This window comes from Simplicispira lacusdiani (genome assembly GCF_003604195.1).
GTDB lineage: Bacteria > Pseudomonadota > Gammaproteobacteria > Burkholderiales > Burkholderiaceae_C > Simplicispira > Simplicispira lacusdiani.
On record NZ_QXGR01000011.1, the window covers coordinates 92,986 to 111,271 of the forward strand.

Here is an 18,286-nt window from a genome sequence, read left to right on the forward strand (position 1 = left end):
CGGCGCAGCCGCTCAGGGGGGTGTTCATTATTCTGATTCGAGCATGGCCTTGAGCAGCGGAATCGTGATGGCGCGCTGGGTGCGCAGGGCGTAAGCATCAAGCTGCCCCAGCAATTGCATGAGGCTGCCCAGGTCGCGCGAGAAGCGGCTGAGCATGTAGTCCATCACCTCGTCGCCGAGGAAGATGCCGCGTGCATCGGCCTCCTGGCGCAGCACGGCGCGGCGCGAGGTTTCGTCCAGCGGCTGGAGCTGGAACACATGGCCCCAGCCCAATCGGCTGCGCAGGTCGTCGCGCAGCGGCAGGTCGGCTGGAGGCAGGCTGCCCGCAGCCAGCACCCAGCGCTGGGCGCCGCTGCCCGGGCTGATGGCATTGACAAACCAGTTGAAGGCCAGGGCCTGCTGGGCGGTGGAGTAGAGGTGCACGTCGTCAAGCAGCACGGCCGACCAGCCCTCGTCGAACTCGGGGCGGCCATGCACGCCGGGATCGAACCAGCCCACGCTCGCCCCCTGCGCACGCAGCGCGGCGCCCACCGCCTTGAGCAGGTGCGACTTGCCGCTGCCCGCGGCGCCCCACAGGTAGGTGGGCACGGGCGAGCGCGTGGCCTGGCTGCTGCCCTCGCCGGCCCACAGGCGCAGGTGCTGCAGCGCGGCCTCGTTGGGGCCGGCGAAGAAGTTGGCCAGCGTGGGCCCCGTGGCCAGGCCGATGTCCAGGGCCAGTTGCTTCATGCGCGGCACCCTGGCAACAGGGCCGTGGCGATCGGAACAGCGGCAGGCAGGCGGTAGAGCGGCGGCATCACAGGTCAATCGGAGGAACCCCGCCGTCGGCGACGGCGGCGAGGGCCCATGGCGGGCGGCGCGCCGGCGGGGCCGGCACCCGTGCATGGGCGACAATGGCCGCGATTTTAGTCTGCCCCGCACGTTCCATGCCGCCTTCGTCCCCCGCCACGCGCCAGCGGCTCCCGGCCAGCATCTGGGCTCTGGGCCTGGTGAGCCTGCTGATGGACGTCTCCTCCGAACTGATCCACAGCCTGCTGCCAGTGTTCATGGTCAGCGCGCTCGGCGCCAGCATGCTCGTCGTCGGACTGATCGAGGGCGCCGCCGAGGCCACGGCGCTGATCGTCAAGGTGTTCGCGGGCACGCTGAGCGACTGGTTGGGGCGGCGCAAGCCGCTGGCCGTGATGGGCTACGGCCTGGGCGCGCTCTCCAAGCCGCTGTTCGCGCTGGCGGCCACCCTGGACATGGTGGTCACGGCGCGCCTGCTGGACCGCGTGGGCAAGGGCATCCGTGGAGCACCGCGCGACGCCCTGGTGGCCGACATCGCCCCCCCGGACATGCGCGGCGCCGCCTTCGGGCTGCGCCAGTCGCTCGACACCGTGGGTGCCTTCCTCGGGCCGCTGCTGGCCATGGGGCTGATGCTGGCGTGGGCCAACGACTTCCGCGCCGTGTTCTGGGTGGCCGCGATCCCCGCCGTGCTGTGCGTGCTGCTGCTCGTGTTCGGGGTGCGCGAGCCCGCGCGCCCGGCCGGCGCGCCGCGCACCAACCCGATCCGCCGCGAGAACCTGCGGCGCCTGGCGCCGGCCTACTGGGCCGTGGTGGCGCTGGGCGCGGTGTTTACGCTGGCGCGCTTCAGCGAGGCCTTCCTGGTGCTGCGCCTGCAGCAAGGCGGGCTGCCCCTGGCGCTGGCGCCGCTGGTGCTGATCGTGATGAACGCTGTCTTCGCGCTCGGCGCCTACCCCCTGGGCAAGCTCTCGGACCGCATGCGCCATGGCACCCTGCTGGCCTGGGGGCTGCTGGCGCTGCTGGCGGCCGACGCCCTGCTGGCCTGGACCGGCCACGGCGCCCTGGCCTGGCTGGGGGTGGCGCTGTGGGGCCTGCACATGGCGCTGACGCAGGGCCTGCTGGCCACGATGGTGGCCGACACCGCGCCCGCCGACCTGCGCGGCACGGCCTATGGCATGTTCAACCTGGTCTGCGGCGTCGCCATGCTGCTGGCCAGCGCCCTCGCCGGGCTGCTCTGGGACAGCCTGGGCGCGCGCGCCACCTTCGCCGCGGGCATGGTGCTGGCCGTGCTGGCGCTGGGGGGCGTGCTGGTGCTGTCGGCGTGCGGCATCCTGACCCCGGCGCGGCCGCAATCCCCACCCGAAGCACCCGGGGCGTGAGCGCCCCTTAAAATCCCGGGATTCCGGTCCGAGCACGGGCCTTCCCGCACCACGAGCACCCATGAGCACCTCTGCCACCCCCACCCCCCTGTCCTACAAAGACGCCGGCGTTGACATCGACGCGGGCGACGCCCTGGTCGAGCGCATCAAGCCACTGGCCAAGAAGACAATGCGCGAAGGGGTGCTGGCCGGCATCGGCGGCTTCGGCGCGCTGTTCGAGGTGCCCAAGCGCTACAAGGAGCCGGTGCTCGTCTCGGGCACCGACGGCGTGGGCACCAAGCTCAAGCTGGCCTTCGAGTGGAACATGCACGACACCGTGGGCATCGACCTGGTGGCCATGAGCGTGAACGACGTGCTGGTGCAGGGCGCCGAGCCGCTGTTCTTCCTCGACTACTTCGCCTGCGGCAAGCTCGACGTCGACACCGCCGCCGCCGTGGTGGGCGGCATCGCCAAGGGCTGCGAGCTGAGCGGCTGCGCGCTGATCGGCGGCGAAACCGCCGAGATGCCCGGCATGTACCCCGCCGGTGAATACGACCTGGCGGGCTTTTGCGTCGGCGCGGTCGAGAAGTCGAAGATTCTCACCGGCAAGGATGTGAAGCCCGGCGACGTGGTGCTGGGCCTGGCTTCGCACGGCGTGCACTCCAACGGCTTCTCGCTGGTGCGCAAGTGCATCGAGCGCGCGGGCACCCACCTGCCCGCCACGCTGGACGGCAAGCCCTTCCGTGAAGCCATCATGGCGCCCACGCGCCTGTACGTGAAGAACGTGCTGGCCGCGCTGGCCGCGCACCCCATCAAGGCGCTGGCCCACATCACCGGCGGCGGCCTGCTGGAAAACATCCCGCGCGTGCTGCCCGAGGGCACGGCCGCCCACCTGAAGAAGGGCAGCTGGCCCCAGACCGAGCTGTTCGCCTGGCTGCAGCAGACCGCCGGCATCGATGACATCGAGATGAACCGCACCTTCAACAACGGCATCGGCATGGTGGTGGTGGTGGAAGCCGCCCAGGCCGAGGCCACGGCCGCCACGCTGCGCGCCGCTGGCGAGCAGGTCCACGCCATCGGCACGATCGCGCCGCGCGGCGAAGGCGCCGCCGTGGTGGTGGCCTGAGGTGAAGGAACACCCCCTGAGCCGCTTCGCGGCGTCCGCTGGCCTGGGCCGCGCTAGTTTCAGGCGCGGGTGACACGCAGCACCGTGGCTGACCGTCCCCCAACCATGTTGCACGCGCCTGCCACACGCGGCGTGCTCGTGGCCAGCTACCTGCTGATGGCCGGTGCGCTGCTGCTGGTGATGTGGCGCGACCTGCTGCCCGGCCTGTTGTGCGTGTGCCTGGGCTTCCTGCTCACGCGCGCGCTCACGCAGTGGTTCGCCCGGCTGCCGCGACGGCCCTCCGCCACGCCGCCGCGCGCCGCCCAGGTGGCCGCGGCCGCGCTGGTCATGCTGCTGCCGCTGGGGCTGCTGGCCCTGGGACTGACGCACTCGCGCGGCTACATCGTCGAGGCCCCGCTGCAGTACCGCGAGCTGCTCAACTACATGGCGCGCACGGTGCTGGAGCTGCGCCAGAAGCTCCCGCCCGACATGGCCGCGCACCTGCCCGAGGGCGCGGCCGAGATCCAGCGCGTGATCGCCGGCTACCTCGGCGCCAAGGCCGGCGCCCTGGCCATGGCCGGGCGCGCCTGGCTGGCCGGCCTGCTGTTCGCCTACGTGGGCCTGCTCATCGGCGCGCTGGCGGCCGTGCGCACCCCGGCCGGCGCGCCCGGTCCGCTGGCGCGGGAGCTGGCGCGGCGCATCACGCTGTTCGGCGAGGCCTTCCGCCAGATCGTGGCGGCGCAGTTCTGGATCGCCGCGTTCAACACGCTGCTGACCGCGCTGTTCCTGCTGTTCGTGCTGCCCTACTGGGGCCTGCGCCTGCCGTACACGCCGGTGCTCATCACCTTCACCTTCGTGGCCGGGCTCGTGCCCATCGTCGGCAATCTGGTGTGCAACGTGGTCATCACCATCGTGGGGCTGTCGGTATCGCCGCTGGCCGCTGCCGCCTGCCTGGGCTTCCTGATCCTGATCCACAAGGCCGAGTACGTGATCAACGCCAAGGTGGTGGGCAGCCGCACGCAGATGGGCGTGTGGGAGCTGCTCGCGGTGATGTTCGTCGCCGAGGCCGTGTTCGGCCCGGCCGGGCTGGTGGCCGCGCCGCTGTGCTACGCCTACCTAAAAAAGGAGCTGGTGGCCGCGCGGCTCGTCTAATGCCGCAAAATGATGTCCTGAATTGATCGATAGAAGTCCTGCAGCGAGCGGAAAAAATCCGCCAGCGCAGGCACGATAAGCGCTACCAAACAACCACGCCCAGGAGCCTTGCCGTGAAAACATGTCTTTTAGTGATCGATGCCCAGGAATCCTTCCGCCACCGCCCGTTCTTCACTGAACGGGACCTGCCCGCCTACCTGGCGGCGCAAAACGCACTGATCGAAGGCTGCGTGGCGCGCGGCGTTCCGGTGGTGCGCATCCTGCACAGCCAGGGCCCGGAAACGGCGCAGAACCCCTTCGCCCAGGCCTCGGGCCAGGTACGCCCGATCGACGGCCTGGCGCCCTTCGAGGCCGCCGCCACCTTCACCAAATCGCGCCACAGCGCCCTCGTAGGCACGGGGCTGGACGTGTGGCTCACCCAGCACGGCATCACGCGCCTCATCGTCAGCGGCATCCGCACCGAACAATGCTGCGAGACCACCACGCGCCACGCCTCCGACCTGGGCTGGAGCGTGGACTACGTGCTGGATGCCACCCTCACCTGGGACATGGAGCAACCCGATGGCCGCCTGCTGGCCGCGCAGGACATCAAGGACCGCACGGCCACCGTGCTCGCCGGCCGTTTCGCCACCCTGTGCCGCGTGGACGAGGCCCTGGCGCGCTGCACGATGGACCACTGACGCCGAACAGGCATGTCACCCGCCCCCATCCACGTCGTCTTCGCCCTGCTGCCAGGCAGCCTGGTACTCGACTGGGCGGGCCCGGCCGAAGCCCTGCGCATCGCCAACCAGGTGCTGCTGGCGCAGGGCCAGCACGCGCGCTTCGTGCTGCGCTTCGCCAGCCCCACGGCCGAGCCACCCACCTCGGTGGGCGTGGCCCTGGCCGGTCTCGAACCGCTGCCCGCCACGCTGCCCACGCCCGCCTGGCTGGTGCTGGTGGGCCTGTCCGGGCAGCGCATCGGCGTGGACACCCCGCCGGTCCGCACGCTGCTGCACTGGCTGCGCGGCCAGCGCCTGGCCAGCGGGCGGCTGGAACTGGTCACCGTGTGCGCGGGCGCCGTGTTGGCCGCCCATGCCGGACTGCTGGCAGGGCGCCGCGCCACCACGCACCACCAGCACCTGGAGGAACTGGCCCGGGTGGAGCCACGCTGCGACGTGGTGGCCAACCGCGTGTTCGTGGCCGACGGGCCGCTGCACAGCAGCGCCGGCGTGACCACCGGCATCGACCTGGTGCTGCACCGCATCGCCGAGACCTGCGGCCCGGCCGTGGCCGCCCAGGTGGCGCAGGCCATGGTGGTCGCCTTGCGCCGGGGGCCCGGTGACCCGGAGTTCTCGCCCTTCTTGCAGCACCGCGACCACCTGCACGCCGCGCTGCACCGGGTGCAGGACGCCGTGGGCCAACATCCCCAGGCCGACTGGAGCGTGCCCGCCATGGCCCAGGTGGCGCACACCTCGCCCCGGCACCTCACGCGGCTGTTCCTGGAGCACGCGGGCATCGCGCCGCTGCAGTACCTGCGGCGCATCCGCCTGGCCACGGCCGAAGCCGCGCTGCGCGCGGGCCGCAGCGTCACCGAAGCTGCGGCGCTGGCGGGCTTCGGTTCCGACACGCAGCTGCGCCGCGCCTGGCACCAGTTCGGGCGCGGCGGCACGCCCTCGCAGCCGCTTTGAGCATCGGCGCCACACCGGCCCAAAAAACCCTTCGCCATGCGTTACCATTCCTGGGCGCAGCCTGATCCAGGCCGCACCGGTCGCTCCCTGCCGCCACGAGCCATGGGCGGACCGCCATCCACACCGTACCGTAGGAGACCCAAGACATGACCATCCTCGTCGCATACGTGCCCCGCCCCGAAGGCCGGGCCGCACTGGACAAGGGCATCGAGATCGCCAAGCGCCGCCAGGAACCGCTGCTGGTGGTGAACGCCGGCCCCGGTGGCCAGCAGGAAGACGCCTCGCTCGCCGCCGGCTTCGAGGTGGAGCAGGTGGAAGAGCTGCTGGCCGCGCAAGGCATCAGCGCCGAATTCAAGCAGTATGTGCGCGGCAAGAGCGCCGTGGACGAGATCAACGAGCTGGTGGAGTCGCGCGACATCTCCGTGCTCGTGATCGGCCTGCGCAAGCGCACCGCCGTGGGCAAGCTCATCCTGGGCAGCGTGGCCCAGGAGCTGCTGATGACGGTGTCCTGCCCGGTGCTGTGCGTCAAGGCCCTCAGCGCCTGACCCCGCGCGGCCCGGCCCGTTGCACGAAGCGCTTGCCTGGCAAGCGCTTTTTTGTTTTCAGCTGCGGGCGCTGCGCAGGCTGCTGACACGCTCGGCGATAGCCTCGATGTCCAGCCCATCCTCCACACGCGCCAGGTAGGTCTCCAGGTCGTCCACCGCCTGCGCGGTGTGGCCGCACTCGGCGTGGGCCAGGCCGCGGTCGCGCCACTCGCCCCAGGCTTCGGGCAGCAGCACGATGAGGCGGTCCTGCACGGCGATGAGGCGCGGCCAGTCCTGGTGCGCGCGGTGCAGGTCCTTGAGGTTGCGCAGCATGCGCGCGACGATCTCGCGCGGCTGCGCCGCCTGCAGGTACAACCCCAGCGGCACCTCGTCCGCGCCGTCCCGGCCCAGGCCGGGCCGAAAAGGCGCGAGCCGCTCGGCCAGGTCCTCGCGCGAGAGCGACTGGCCGCTGAACGGGTCGATCAGCACCTGCCCCTTGGGCAGCAGCGCCTTGACCATGAAATGCCCCGGGAACGCGACGCCACGCGCCTGCAGGCCGATGCCCTGGGCCAGTTCCAGCCAGAGCACGCCCAGGGTGATGGGGATGCCCCGGCGCGTGCGCAGCACGGCATGGAGGTAGCTGTTCTCGGGGTCGTAGTAGTTGTTGACGTTGCCGCCGAAACCCAGGTCGGCGAAAAAGAACTGGTTGAGCACGCGCAGTCGCTCCAGCGCCGCCGCGTCGGGTGCCAGGCGCCGCCGCAGGCGCGCCAGGAGATGGTCCACGTCGCCCAGCACCTGCTGCACGTCGAGTTCGGGGTGTTCGTCCTGGGCGATGCTCGCCGCCGCTTCGAGCAAGGGGAACCCCGTGTCGCCCTGCACCAGCATGGCGAAATATTCGAGCGGCGTGGGGACGGCGAAACTCAGCGGCATGGTGGTCAGCGCCGCAGCAGCGCCCGCAGTTTCAGACCGGCGGCCCAGAGCGCGCCGAAATAGATCGCGGCGGCGCCCGCCACCATCAGCGCCAGCAGACCCGCGCGCCGCAGGCTCTGGCCATGCATCCGCACCCAGGCGAACTGGTCCGACGCCCAGAGCAGGAACACCGCCATCAGCACGCTCGCCGCGAGCACCTGCAGGCCGTAGAGCAGCCAGCCCGGGGCCGGCACGTAGCTGCCGCGCCGCAGCAGGCCGACAAGCAGCCACAGCGCGTTGACCAGGGCCGCCAGCCCGATGGACAGCGCCAGCCCGGCATGCGCCAGCCTCGGCACCAGCACCAGATTGAGCAGTTGCGTGATGACCAGCACCGCGATGGCGATCTTCACGGGTGTTCGGATGTCCTGGCTGGCGTAGTAGCCCGGCGCCAGCACCTTGATGGCCACCAGGCCGAGCAGGCCGGCGCCATAGCCCGCCAGCGCCACGGCGATCTGGCCCACGTCGCCCTCGGTGAGCTTGCCGTGGTGGAACAGCGTGGCCACCAGCGGCTGGGCGAAGGTGAGCAGCGCCACGGCGCAGGGCACGGCCAGCAGCACGACGATGCGCAGGCCCCAATCGAGCATGGCCGAATACCTTGCCGCGTCGCCCGCCGCCTTGGCCGAGGCCAACTGCGGCGTGAGCACCACGCCCAAGGCCACGCCCAGCAGCGCGGTGGGAAACTCCATGAGCCGGTCGGCATAGAACAGCCAGGTCACGCTGCCCGGCACGAGGTACGAGGCGATCTGGGTGTTGATCATCAGCGAAATCTGCGCCACGCCCACGCCCAGCAGCGCGGGCGCCATCAGGGACAGGATGCGCCGCACGTCGGCATCGCTCCAGGCTTCGCGCACCGCGCTCCAGGTCAGGCCGATGCGCGGCAGCAGGCCCAGCCGCCGCAGCGCGGGCAGTTGCACCGCCAGTTGCAGCACGCCGCCCAGCATCACCCCTCCGGCCATGGCGTAGATGGGCTCAATGCCGCGCGCGGCCAACTGCGGCGCCCCCAGCCAGGCGGCGCCGATCATGCACAGGTTCAGCAGCACGGGCGTGGCGGCCGGCACGGCGAAGCGCTTCCAGGTGTTGAGCACGCCCGCCGACAGCGCCACCATCGACATGAAGCCGATGTAGGGGAACATCCAGCGCGTCATGAGCACGGCGGCGTCAAAGCCCCCGCCACTCTGGCGCAGGCCGCTGGCCAGCAGCCACACCAACAACGGCGCGCCGAGCACGCCGAGCACGCAGGTCAGCAGCAGCGCCCAGGCCAGCACCGTGGCCACATGGCGGATGAGTTCGCGCGTGGCCTCCTCGCCGTGCTTCGCCTTGGAAGCGGCCAGCACCGGCACGAATGCCTGGCTGAACGCCCCTTCGGCGAACAGCCGGCGGAACAGGTTGGGAATGCGGAAAGCGACGTTGAAGGCGTCGGTCAGGGCATTGGCCCCGAAGACCGAGGCCATCAGCAGATCGCGCACCAGCCCCGTCACGCGGGAGGCCAGGGTCAGCAGGGAGACGGTGGAGGCGGCTTTGAGCAGGGTCACGGCGCCGAGTGTATGCGCTGCGCCCGCGCGCCGGGCAGCGGGCCGGCTGTACGGGGCCTGCCGCCGTGGGCTATAATCGCGGGCTCTGCTGACATCATCCTCAGACACAAGGAATATAGAACATGGCATCCACCAAGCCCAAGAAGAAGAACCCGCGCCTGGCGTCGGGCCGCAAGCGCGTCCGCCAGGACGTCAAGATCAACGCCGCGAACACCTCGCTGCGCTCCAAATACCGCACCGCCGTGAAGAACGTCGAGAAGGCTGTCCTGGCCGGCGACAAGACCAAGGCGGCCGAACTGTTCGCCAAGATGCAATCCGTGGTCGACAACGTCGCCGACAAGGGCATCTTCCACAAGAACAAGGCAGCCCGCGACAAGAGCCGCCTGTCCGCCAAGGTGAAAGCCCTGGCCCTGGCCGCCTGACCCTTCAGGCAAACAGCCCGGACGGCCCCGCCGTCCGCCGTTTGTAACGGGTGCGCTGTCAGCAAGCAAAAAACCGCCTTCGGGCGGTTTTTTCGTTGATGCCCACACAACGCGGGGCGGCGCCACGGCGGCGCGGGAAAAAGGTCAGTCCTTGCGGGGAGGATCGGGCAGCAGGCAGGCCTCGACCAGGGTCAGCTCGTTGTCGTGCGCGAAGTTCATCACGAAATCCCAGGCCATGGGCTCGTGGTCGCGCAGGGCGCGGTTGACCACCACGCACTTGACGCCATTGAGCGTGGTGGGAATGCACCAGGGCGAATAGCTCAGGTGGCTGCCGGGGCGCGCGCCGCCGGGACGAAAGCTGCTCATCACCCCTGCCAAACGCTCGGCCCAGTCGCTCGGACGGAAGGTTTTTCCGCTGAGCGTGACGCCCTGGATGAAGACTTCTTTGCTGGAAGGGGAGACCATCGGGGTAGTGGTGGGTTAGGGACGGTAGGCAGGATCACTGCTTGTTGCGTCGCAACACGGCATTCTAACTCTTATATAAGAGTTTGCCGACACTGGGCTTACACCCAGTCCGCGCGGGCATGCATCGCAGTGATGCGCAATCGTCACCAACCCATGGCGGCACACGCCCTAGAATCGGCTCTCGCTTTTTCGGTGCCGCACCCGTTGCCGCCCGCCACCCGCCCTGTCTGGAGAACCGTGCATGACCGCTTTCATTGAGGCCGCCTCGCCCCACGTGATGAACACCTATGGCCGCGTGCCCATCGCGCTGGCCCGAGGCCAGGGCTGCCGCGTGTGGGACGTGAACGGCAAGGAATACCTCGACGCGCTGGGCGGCATCGCCGTGAACACGCTGGGCCACAACCACCCCAAGCTGGTGCCCGCGCTGCAGCACCAGCTCACGCAGCTGATCCACACGTCCAACTACTACCACGTGCCCGGCCAGGAGACGCTGGCCGAGCAGCTCGTCGCGCGCTCGGGCATGCAGAACGTGTTCTTCTGCAACTCGGGCCTGGAGGCCAACGAGGCGGCGCTGAAGATCGCGCGCAAGTTCGGCAACGACAAGGGCATCTCGCGCGCCCAGGTGGTGGTGTATGAGCAGGCCTTCCATGGCCGCTCCATCGCCACGCTGTCGGCCACCGGCAACCCCAAGATCCACGCCGGCTTCACGCCGCTGCTCGACGACTTCGTGCGCGTGCCCAAGAACGACATCGAGGCCCTGAAGCAGGCCACCGAGGGCAACACCAGCATCACCGCCGTGTTCCTGGAAACCATCCAGGGCGAGGGCGGCCTGCACCCGCTGCGCTTCGAGTACCTGCAGCAGGTGCGCCAGCTCTGCGACGAGCGCGGCTGGCTCATGATGATCGACGAGGTGCAGACCGGCATGGGCCGCACCGGCAAGTGGTTCGCGCACCAGTGGGCCGGCATCGTGCCCGACGTGATGACGCTGGCCAAGGGCCTGGGCTCGGGCGTGCCCGTGGGCGCGGTGGTGGCCGGCCCGCGCGCGGCCAACGTGCTGCAGCCGGGCAACCACGGCAGCACCTTCGGCGGCAACCCACTGGCCATGCGCGCCGGCATCGAGACCATCCGCATCATGGAGGAAGACAACCTGCTGCAGAACGCCGCCACCGTGGGCGCGCACCTCAAGGCCGCCTTGCAGGCCGCGTTCGCCGGCGAGGCGGGCGTGAAGGAGGTGCGCGGCCAGGGCCTGATGATCGGCGTGGAGCTGGCCAAGCCCTGCGGCGTGCTGGTGCAGCGCGCGGCCGACGCGGGCCTGCTCGTCAGCGTGACCTCCGAGAGCGTGGTGCGCCTGGTGCCGCCGCTGATCCTTTCCACCGCCGAGGCCGACGCCATCGTCGCCCTGCTGGCACCCCTGGTCAAAGCCTTCCTGGCGGAATGAACCGCCGCCCCCGCACCGTTCGACAGCCATGAAACACTATCTGCAGTTCAAAGACTTCACCGCCGACGAATACGCCTACCTGTTCGAGCGCGCCGCGCTCATCAAGAAGAAGTTCAAGTCCTACGAAAAGCACCACCCGCTGGTGGACCGCACGCTGGCCATGATCTTCGAGAAGGCCAGCACGCGCACGCGCGTGAGCTTCGAGGCCGGCATGTACCAGCTCGGCGGCAGCGTGGTGCACCTGACCACGGGCGACAGCCAGCTCGGCCGCGCCGAGCCCATCGAGGACAGCGCCAAGGTCATCAGCCGCATGACCGACCTGGTGATGATCCGCACCTTCGAGCAGACCAAGATCGAACGCTTCGCCGCGCACTCGCGCGTGCCCGTCATCAACGGCCTGACCAACGAATTCCATCCCTGCCAGATCCTGGCCGACATCTTCACCTTCATCGAGCACCGGGGCTCCATCGCCGGCAAGGTGGTGGCCTGGGTGGGCGACGGCAACAACATGGCCAACACCTGGCTGCAGGCGGCCGAGCTGCTGGGCTTCAAGGTGCACGTGAGCACCCCGCGCGGCTATGAAGTGGATGAGAAATTGGCCTCCGGCCCAAGCGGGCCAAGCGCCGGCAGCTATCAATTCTTTAGCGACCCGCTCGAAGCCTGCAAGGGCGCCGACCTCGTCACCACCGATGTCTGGACCAGCATGGGCTATGAGGCCGAGAACGAGGCGCGCAAGAAGGCCTTCGCCGACTGGTGCGTGGACCAAGAGATGATGGCCGTGGCCAAGCCCGACGCCCTGTTCATGCACTGCCTGCCCGCGCACCGGGGCGAGGAAGTGGAAGCGGACGTCATCGACGGCCCGCAGTCCGTCGTCTGGGACGAGGCGGAGAATCGCATGCACGTGCAGAAGGCACTCATGGAGTACCTTTTGCTCGGCCGCGTGGCCTGAGCCTGATGGGCGCCCACGCCGCCGAGCTGCTCGCGCACTGGCAGGCGCTGGGACAGGCGCTGCAGCGAGACACCCCGGCATGGCAGCGCGAGGGCCGGCGCCTCGTCCGGAGTTGGTCCCGCTGGCCGCGCGCCTACCACGACACCACCCACCTGCACGCCTGCCTGCGGCACCTGCAAGCCGTTCGCTCGCATCTGGCGGACCCTCACGCGGCAGAGCTGGCCCTGTGGTTCCATGACGCCATCTACTGGCCCTGGAGCGCCCACAACGAAGAGCGCAGCGCCGACTGGGCCGTGCGCTTCCTGCGGAGCCAAGGCCTGGGTGATGCGCTCGCGCAGGCCGTGCGGCGGCACATCCTCGACACCCGCCACCAGCCCGGCCCTCTCACGGGCGATGCGCAATGGGTCGTCGATATCGACCTCGCCATCCTGGGCCAGAGTGATGCGGTGTACCGCCAGTTCGAGCGCAACGTGCGCCGCGAGTACTTCTTCGTGCGCTGGCCACGCTACGCGGCAGGCCGCGGCGCGGTACTGCGAGGCTTCCTGGATCGCCCACGCATCTACGGCACCGACTGGTTCCACGAGCGCTGCGAGGCCCAGGCGCGAGCCAACCTGGGCCATGCCTTGAAGGCCCTCGAAGGCGGCCAACTCTACGCCTGAAAGTTCAGTCGCAAGGCTGGAAGCGCTTGCACGGCTCCACCACATGGATCGACGTCAGCGTGTTCTCGCCGTCCATGTGCCGCGCGGTGAACTTGACCGAGGCGCCGTCGGGAATGCCGGCCAGCAGCGCGGGGTCGGCCACCCGGAACGCCTGCGTGGTGAACGGAATCTTCGCGCCCGGCAGCAACTGCAGGCGGACATACAGCCTGCCACCGGATTCCTGCAGGGTCGACACCAGGCGCGCCCGCGTGAACACGGGTGCCGTCTGTCCCGGCTGCGGGCCTGCGGGCTGGGCGGCGGCCCCGCCCGTTGCGGCCATGATGGCGGCCGCCAGGCCCATGGCCGCCAGGCCCATGGCCGCCAGGCGCGTCACCCACGGCCCCGTCGCCCCTTTCCATTCCCTCATGGTGCCTCCTTCGCGTGCAGCGGCGCCCTCTGCGCTCAAAACGCCCAGGCCCCCAGCTGGTAGTAGTCGAACCCGCTGGTGCGCCCGCCCAGGCATTGCGCCAGGAAGTCCTCGGTCTTGCGGTACATGGTGAGGTTGTTGGGCCAGCGCTGGTTGCCGTGGCCATCGCCCTGGAACGCCACATAGTCCACCGGACGCCCGGCCTGGCGCAGGGCCTGGACCATCAGCTCGGACTGCTCCAGCCTCACCCGCACATCGTTCACGCCGTGCATGATGAGCAGCGGGCTGGTGCGCGGCCCCACCTTGAGCAGCGGCGACTTGGCGTCCATGGTGCGCCGGTCTGCGGCGTTGGCGGGGTCGCCGACATAGCGGTGCCAGCCGGCGATGCCCATCTCCCAGTACGGCGGCACCTTCTCCAGGAACCGCGCCAGGTGCGACACGCCGACCACATCGACCGCGCAGGCGAACACCTCCGGTGTGAAGGTGGCGCCCACCAGCGCCGAATAGCCGCCATAGCTGGCACCGTAGATCGCCACGCGGGCAGGGTCGGCCACGCCGCGCCCGACGGCCCAGCGCACGCCGTCGATCAGGTCGTCGTGCATGCGGCCGGCGAACTCGCCCCGGGCCTTTTCCATGTGCGCGCGGCCGTAGCCGCTGGAGCCCCGGTAGTTGACCTGCAGCACGGCATAGCCCCGGTTGGCCAGGAACTGCTGCATGGCCCGGCTTGCATTGGCATCGCCCCAGCGGTCGCGCGCCCAGGGGCCGCCGTGGACCAACAGCACCAGGGGCAGGCGCCGGGGGGCCACGCCCACGGGCAGGGTCAGGTAGCCATGGATGGTCAAGCCGTCCCGCGCCGCGTAGGTGACGGGCTCGGTGGGCGCCAGCGCATCCGCGATCAGGCTCAGCCGGTTCTCCCCCAGGAGTTGCGGCTCGCGCCCCTCGCGCAATAGGTAGCTGCGCGTGCCCCGGTCGGTGGACAGGGCCACGGTGAGCACGCGGTCGCCGCGGTCGGCGCTGGTGACGTGCACGTCCACGGGCTGGGTGCCCGCCAGCGCGGCCAGGCGCGCAGCCAGGGCCGGGTCGAACACCTCGCGCGCCGGGTAGCCCGGCATGTAGTGGACCACCAGCGGCTGCTGCGTGGCACGGCTGAGCGTCACGCTGTCGATGTCGACCTCGGGCGAGGCAAAGACCAGCTCCTCGGCGCCGGTGGCCAGGTCCAGGCGCACCAGCGCCAGCTTGTCGCTGCCCCGGTTGGACAGCGCCCAGGCCTTGCGCCCGTCGTCGTGCAGGCCAAAAATGCGCAGCGTGTCCCAACGGCTCCAACGCGCCACCTCGGACCAGCTTCCGGCGGCCGTGCCGGGGCGCTCCAGGATGCCCTGGTCGCCCTGCACCAGGGCACGCGCCAGCAGCCGTCCTGCCCGGTCCACCCCCCACCAGGCCACATTGCCCGGGTTGGTGGCCAGCAGCACGGGCGCACCACCCGCCGGGTTCACCCGGTACAGGTCGAACACCTTCTTGTCGCGCTGGTTGGAGGTGGCGATGAAGTCGGAGGCGCCCTCCACGCTGTCCATGAAATGGGCCACGGAATGCGGCGCCGGCATCAACTCGCGCAGTTCGGTGCCGGGGCCTTCCACCAGGCCGGCATAGATGCGGGTGTTTTCGTCCCCCGTGGGGTCGGCCGTGATGCCAAGCCAGCGGCTGTCGGCGCTGAAGCGGATGGACCGCGCGCGGATGCGGAACGCCTTGGCGTCGTCGCCGTCGATGGACTGGACCCAGACCGCCGGCACCACGCCGTCGGTGCCGAACCAGGCGATGCGCGTGCCGTCGGGCGACACCCGGTAGCCCCCCGTGGACTGGCGGCTGGCCACGAAGTCGCGCACCGGCACCAGCTCGGGCAAGCCGCCGCCCGCCAGGGACGGGTGCGTGGGCCCGCTGGCGCAGCCCGCCAACAGCGCAGAAGCCACCGCCACCACCCCCACCCAAAGTCTGTACCGCATCGCGCCCTCCGTTGTCATGTGCCGCCATGATCCACGATTGTGGAATACTGCGCACCCGTCCGCGCCCTGCCCTTGCTGCCATGCCCGCCTCCCCCCACCCCTGCCTCACCTGCGGCGCCTGCTGCGCCAGCTTCCGCGTGGACTTCTCGGAACATGAAACCCAGGAGATGGGCGGCGATGTGCCCGATGGGCTCGCGGTGGAAGTGGCCGGTGGCACCTGCCGCATGCGCGGCACCGACCACAGCCCGCCGCGCTGCGCGGCGCTCATGGGCCGGGTGGGCGAGAAGGCAGCCTGCGGCATCTACGAGTGGCGCCCCTCGCCCTGCCGCGAGTTCGAGGCGGGCAGCGAGGCCTGCGAGCGCGCGCGCCGGCGCCATGGCCTGACGCCCTACCCGGCCTGACGCGGCGCGCAACGCCCCGGATCGCGCCCGGCACCACCGCCAGGGAGTTTCATGCGAAAAGTGGCTTTCAGGCCGTAGTTACGGCGCAACAAGCTATTAAATTAGTAGCATTTCAGCGCCGCCATGCGGCATGCCTGGGCGGTTTCACGCGGCCAGCAGGCTGTCCAGCGGCTGGGGGCGCGCCACGGCATAGCCCTGGGCGTAGTGCACGCCGATGGCGCGCAGGTGGTCGAGGATGGCCTCGCTCTCGACGAACTCGGCCACGGTGCGCTTGCCCATCAGGCAGGCGATCTCGTGGATGGAGCGCACCATGGCCAGGCTGACCGGGTCGCGCGCGATGTCCCTGACGAACTGGCCGTCGATCTTGAGGATGTCCACCGGCAGGTCGCGCAGGTAGGCGAACGAGGACAGCCCGCTGCCAAAGTCGTCCAGCGAGAAGCGGCAGCCCCGCTGGCGCAGGGTGGCGATGAACTGGTGCGCCGTGGGCAGGTTGCCGATGGCGGCCGTTTCCGTGATCTCGAAGCACAGCTTGTCGCACGGCACCCCGGTTTCCGACAGGGTTTCGAGCACGAAGCGCACGAACTGCGCGTCGCCCAGCGACTGGCCCGAGAGGTTGATGGCGCACAGCTCGATGCCCGCCTGGTGGCGCGCCACCCACTCCAGCGCCTGGCGCACGACCCAGCGATCGACCCGGGGCGCCAGGTGGTAGCGCTCGGCCGCCGGCATGAATTCGGCGGGCGAGACCACCTGGCCCCGCGCGTCGCGCAGGCGCAGCAGGATCTCGCAGTGCACGCGCCCCGGGTGCGGGCTGCAGCCCACCGGCGCGATGGGCTGGGCATAGAGCACGAAGCGGTGATTCTGCAGCGCATCCTCGATGCGGCTGACCCATTCCATCACGCCGTAGCGGTGCGCCAGCGCCAGGTCGTCGCTGGCCCAGACATGGATGCGCCCGCGCCCCGCCTCCTTGGCGACATAGCAGGCGCTGTCGGCCGCCTGCAGCAACGCCCCCACGCTTTCGCTGCGGCCGTCCAGGGCGACCATGCCGATGCTCATCCCCACCGCGAAAGCCTGCTCCCGCCAGACGAAGCGGTAGCCCGCCAGGCCGGACTGCAGCCGCTCGGCCAGCGCCAGGGCGTCCTGCATCGAGCGGTGCGACAGCACCATGCCGAATTCATCGCCGCCCAGACGGCACAGACAATCGCCCTCGGCCAGGGCGCCAGCGAACAGCCGCGCCACCTGGCGCAGCAGCTCGTCACCGGCGGCATGGCCGCAGGTGTCGTTGATCACCTTGAAATCGTCCAGGTCCAGGTAGCACACCACATGCTGCTGGCCTTGCCCGCTCGCGCGCTCCAGGCAAGAGCGCAGCGCGGCCTCGAAGGCGCGCCGGTTGCCCAGGCCCGTCAGCTCGTCGTGCGTGGCCTGGAACTCGATCTCCCGGCTCAGGCGGCGCTGCTCGGTCACGTCGCGGAACACCAGCACGGCGCCCTGCACCTCGCCATCGGCATCGCGGATGGGCGAGACCGCGCCTTCGATCAGCAGGCTGCCGCCGCCGCGCTGCAGCAGCTCCAGTTGCGGGTAGCGGTGCGTCTTCCCGGCCGCCAGGGCCGATCCCACCAGGTCCTGCGGCGGGCTGGCGGGCACAGTGCCCCGCAGGCCAAACACCTCGTGGTAGGGACGGCCCACGGCGGCGGTCAGCGGCCAGCCCGTGAGGCTCTCGGCCACCGGGTTGATATAGAGCAGCCCGCCCTGGGCGTCGGTGGTGATGACCGCGTCGCTGATGGAGTGCAGGGTGACCTGCAGCCGCTCCTTTTCGGCGTACAGCGCGTCCTCCGCGCTTTTGCGGGCCTGCATGAAACGCACGCGGTCCAGCGCCACGGCCACATGCCCGGCCACCGTCTGCATGAAATCCAGTTGCCAGGGCGACGGCGGACGCACGCCCTCGGCGTCGCCGAAGGTGCCCATGCCCAGGGCCCCCAGGCGCTGCTCGGCCAGCATGAGCGGAATATTGATGATGGTGCGGTTGTGCACCTGGGCGACGATTTGCTTGTTGGTGCGCGGATCGGTGCGGGCGTCTTCCACCACCACCACATGATCGGCGGCCATGATCTCTTCGAGCATGGGGTCACCCGCGATCGGGATCTCCAGCGACAGCAGGGTGCGCGTCAGGTCCGATTCCTGCCCCTGCACGCGGTGGCTCACGGCGGTGACCATGCCGGGCGTTTCGGCCACCAGGGCCAGCCAGACATGGGGGTAGCCCATCACGCGCTCGGCCACCGGGGCCACGGCGTCGAGGATGTCGGACAGATTCCAGGAACGCTCCAGCTGCTTGCACAGCTGCAGCAGTTCTTTGGTGGGCCGGCCTCCCTCCAGCACATCCTGAATATCCTTCATGCGGATAAGTGTATCCGAGTGCAAGAAGGCTTCACGCGCAGGTGGTACCGGCACTTTTTGCTATTTTTTAT

The 18,286-nt window shown here is 70.0% G+C and carries 18 protein-coding genes; 11 read left to right on the forward strand and 7 right to left on the reverse strand.

Features of this window, described 5'->3' with window-relative positions; translation table 11 throughout:
* Positions 1 to 27: 27 nt before the first annotated feature.
* Positions 28 to 726, reverse strand: coding sequence for a DnaA regulatory inactivator Hda (hda, locus tag D8S75_RS14830; RefSeq protein ID WP_119967125.1), 699 nt, complete (start codon positions 724 to 726; stop codon positions 28 to 30).
* A 197-nt stretch (positions 727 to 923) separates the two neighbouring features.
* Between hda and D8S75_RS14835 the strand changes: the two genes are divergently transcribed.
* From D8S75_RS14835 to D8S75_RS14860, 6 genes are all read left to right on the forward strand, one after another.
* On the forward strand, positions 924 to 2,159 hold the full coding sequence (locus tag D8S75_RS14835; protein ID WP_119967126.1) for an MFS transporter: 1,236 nt from the start codon (positions 924 to 926) through the stop codon (positions 2,157 to 2,159).
* Between the two features lie 61 nt (positions 2,160 to 2,220).
* Positions 2,221 to 3,264, forward strand: a complete 1,044-nt coding sequence (gene purM / locus D8S75_RS14840) for a phosphoribosylformylglycinamidine cyclo-ligase (protein ID WP_119967127.1) — start codon at positions 2,221 to 2,223, stop codon at positions 3,262 to 3,264.
* A 105-nt stretch (positions 3,265 to 3,369) separates the two neighbouring features.
* Positions 3,370 to 4,395, forward strand: a complete 1,026-nt coding sequence (locus tag D8S75_RS14845; RefSeq protein WP_119967128.1) for an AI-2E family transporter — start codon at positions 3,370 to 3,372, stop codon at positions 4,393 to 4,395.
* A gap of 113 nt (positions 4,396 to 4,508) precedes the next feature.
* Positions 4,509 to 5,075 carry a cysteine hydrolase family protein gene (locus tag D8S75_RS14850; protein WP_119967129.1) on the forward strand — a complete coding sequence of 189 codons (567 nt, stop codon included), beginning with the start codon at positions 4,509 to 4,511 and terminating at the stop codon, positions 5,073 to 5,075.
* A gap of 12 nt (positions 5,076 to 5,087) precedes the next feature.
* Positions 5,088 to 6,062, forward strand: coding sequence for a GlxA family transcriptional regulator (locus tag D8S75_RS14855; protein ID WP_119967130.1), 975 nt, complete (start codon positions 5,088 to 5,090; stop codon positions 6,060 to 6,062).
* Positions 6,063 to 6,208: 146 nt separating this feature from the next.
* The gene (locus tag D8S75_RS14860; RefSeq protein WP_119967131.1) at positions 6,209 to 6,607 is read left to right on the forward strand and encodes a universal stress protein; all 399 of its coding nucleotides are present in this window, start codon (positions 6,209 to 6,211) and stop codon (positions 6,605 to 6,607) included.
* Positions 6,608 to 6,664: 57 nt separating this feature from the next.
* On the opposite strand, the gene D8S75_RS14865 is transcribed toward D8S75_RS14860, so the two are convergent.
* Both D8S75_RS14865 and murJ read right to left on the reverse strand, forming a co-directional pair.
* On the reverse strand, positions 6,665 to 7,516 hold the full coding sequence (locus D8S75_RS14865) for a SirB1 family protein (RefSeq protein ID WP_119967132.1): 852 nt from the start codon (positions 7,514 to 7,516) through the stop codon (positions 6,665 to 6,667).
* A gap of 5 nt (positions 7,517 to 7,521) precedes the next feature.
* Positions 7,522 to 9,087: a murein biosynthesis integral membrane protein MurJ gene (gene murJ, locus D8S75_RS14870; RefSeq protein ID WP_119967133.1), complete on the reverse strand. Its 1,566-nt coding sequence runs from the start codon at positions 9,085 to 9,087 to the stop codon at positions 7,522 to 7,524.
* A gap of 122 nt (positions 9,088 to 9,209) precedes the next feature.
* Between murJ and rpsT the strand changes: the two genes are divergently transcribed.
* Positions 9,210 to 9,509 (forward strand): 30S ribosomal protein S20, encoded by a 300-nt coding sequence (gene rpsT, locus D8S75_RS14875; RefSeq protein ID WP_119967134.1) that lies wholly within the window; start codon positions 9,210 to 9,212, stop codon positions 9,507 to 9,509.
* A 144-nt stretch (positions 9,510 to 9,653) separates the two neighbouring features.
* Here rpsT and D8S75_RS14880 read toward each other — a convergent pair whose 3' ends face one another.
* On the reverse strand, positions 9,654 to 9,974 hold the full coding sequence (locus D8S75_RS14880) for a DUF3579 domain-containing protein (protein WP_119967135.1): 321 nt from the start codon (positions 9,972 to 9,974) through the stop codon (positions 9,654 to 9,656).
* A gap of 241 nt (positions 9,975 to 10,215) precedes the next feature.
* On the opposite strand from D8S75_RS14880, the gene D8S75_RS14885 reads away from it, so the two are divergent.
* From D8S75_RS14885 to D8S75_RS14895, 3 genes are read left to right on the forward strand one after another with little or no spacing between them, the layout of a single operon-like run.
* Positions 10,216 to 11,412: an acetylornithine transaminase gene (locus D8S75_RS14885; RefSeq protein WP_119967136.1), complete on the forward strand. Its 1,197-nt coding sequence runs from the start codon at positions 10,216 to 10,218 to the stop codon at positions 11,410 to 11,412.
* Between the two features lie 28 nt (positions 11,413 to 11,440).
* The gene (gene argF, locus D8S75_RS14890) at positions 11,441 to 12,361 is read left to right on the forward strand and encodes an ornithine carbamoyltransferase (protein WP_119967137.1); all 921 of its coding nucleotides are present in this window, start codon (positions 11,441 to 11,443) and stop codon (positions 12,359 to 12,361) included.
* Between the two features lie 5 nt (positions 12,362 to 12,366).
* On the forward strand, positions 12,367 to 13,020 hold the full coding sequence (locus D8S75_RS14895) for an HD domain-containing protein (protein WP_119967138.1): 654 nt from the start codon (positions 12,367 to 12,369) through the stop codon (positions 13,018 to 13,020).
* 4 nt (positions 13,021 to 13,024) lie between these two features.
* Here D8S75_RS14895 and D8S75_RS14900 read toward each other — a convergent pair whose 3' ends face one another.
* Both D8S75_RS14900 and D8S75_RS14905 read right to left on the reverse strand, forming a co-directional pair.
* Positions 13,025 to 13,426: a copper-binding protein gene (locus tag D8S75_RS14900; protein ID WP_232829059.1), complete on the reverse strand. Its 402-nt coding sequence runs from the start codon at positions 13,424 to 13,426 to the stop codon at positions 13,025 to 13,027.
* Between the two features lie 35 nt (positions 13,427 to 13,461).
* The gene (locus tag D8S75_RS14905; protein WP_157982661.1) at positions 13,462 to 15,423 is read right to left on the reverse strand and encodes a S9 family peptidase; all 1,962 of its coding nucleotides are present in this window, start codon (positions 15,421 to 15,423) and stop codon (positions 13,462 to 13,464) included.
* An 80-nt stretch (positions 15,424 to 15,503) separates the two neighbouring features.
* Here D8S75_RS14905 and D8S75_RS14910 point away from each other — a divergent pair, with 80 nt between their 5' ends.
* Complete coding sequence (locus tag D8S75_RS14910) at positions 15,504 to 15,824, forward strand: YkgJ family cysteine cluster protein (RefSeq protein WP_119967140.1); 321 nt, start codon at positions 15,504 to 15,506, stop codon at positions 15,822 to 15,824.
* A gap of 144 nt (positions 15,825 to 15,968) precedes the next feature.
* Here D8S75_RS14910 and D8S75_RS14915 read toward each other — a convergent pair whose 3' ends face one another.
* A complete protein-coding gene (locus D8S75_RS14915; protein WP_119967141.1) occupies positions 15,969 to 18,215 on the reverse strand; it encodes an EAL domain-containing protein in 2,247 nt (748 codons plus the stop codon).
* Between the last annotated feature and the right edge of the window lie 71 nt (positions 18,216 to 18,286).

Coding starts and splice junctions, on each gene's coding strand:
- D8S75_RS14880 (WP_119967135.1), bottom strand. CDS start 9,974: ATGGTCTCCCCTTCCAGCAAAGAAGTCTTCATCCAGGGCGTCACGCTC.
- D8S75_RS14895 (WP_119967138.1), top strand. CDS start 12,367: ATGGGCGCCCACGCCGCCGAGCTGCTCGCGCACTGGCAGGCGCTGGGA.
- hda (WP_119967125.1), bottom strand. CDS start 726: ATGAAGCAACTGGCCCTGGACATCGGCCTGGCCACGGGGCCCACGCTG.
- D8S75_RS14835 (WP_119967126.1), top strand. CDS start 924: ATGCCGCCTTCGTCCCCCGCCACGCGCCAGCGGCTCCCGGCCAGCATC.
- D8S75_RS14885 (WP_119967136.1), top strand. CDS start 10,216: ATGACCGCTTTCATTGAGGCCGCCTCGCCCCACGTGATGAACACCTAT.
- rpsT (WP_119967134.1), top strand. CDS start 9,210: ATGGCATCCACCAAGCCCAAGAAGAAGAACCCGCGCCTGGCGTCGGGC.
- D8S75_RS14845 (WP_119967128.1), top strand. CDS start 3,370: ATGTTGCACGCGCCTGCCACACGCGGCGTGCTCGTGGCCAGCTACCTG.
- D8S75_RS14865 (WP_119967132.1), bottom strand. CDS start 7,516: ATGCCGCTGAGTTTCGCCGTCCCCACGCCGCTCGAATATTTCGCCATG.
- argF (WP_119967137.1), top strand. CDS start 11,441: ATGAAACACTATCTGCAGTTCAAAGACTTCACCGCCGACGAATACGCC.
- D8S75_RS14910 (WP_119967140.1), top strand. CDS start 15,504: ATGCCCGCCTCCCCCCACCCCTGCCTCACCTGCGGCGCCTGCTGCGCC.
- D8S75_RS14905 (WP_157982661.1), bottom strand. CDS start 15,423: ATGCGGTACAGACTTTGGGTGGGGGTGGTGGCGGTGGCTTCTGCGCTG.
- D8S75_RS14855 (WP_119967130.1), top strand. CDS start 5,088: ATGTCACCCGCCCCCATCCACGTCGTCTTCGCCCTGCTGCCAGGCAGC.
- D8S75_RS14900 (WP_232829059.1), bottom strand. CDS start 13,426: ATGAGGGAATGGAAAGGGGCGACGGGGCCGTGGGTGACGCGCCTGGCG.
- D8S75_RS14915 (WP_119967141.1), bottom strand. CDS start 18,215: ATGAAGGATATTCAGGATGTGCTGGAGGGAGGCCGGCCCACCAAAGAA.
- D8S75_RS14860 (WP_119967131.1), top strand. CDS start 6,209: ATGACCATCCTCGTCGCATACGTGCCCCGCCCCGAAGGCCGGGCCGCA.
- purM (WP_119967127.1), top strand. CDS start 2,221: ATGAGCACCTCTGCCACCCCCACCCCCCTGTCCTACAAAGACGCCGGC.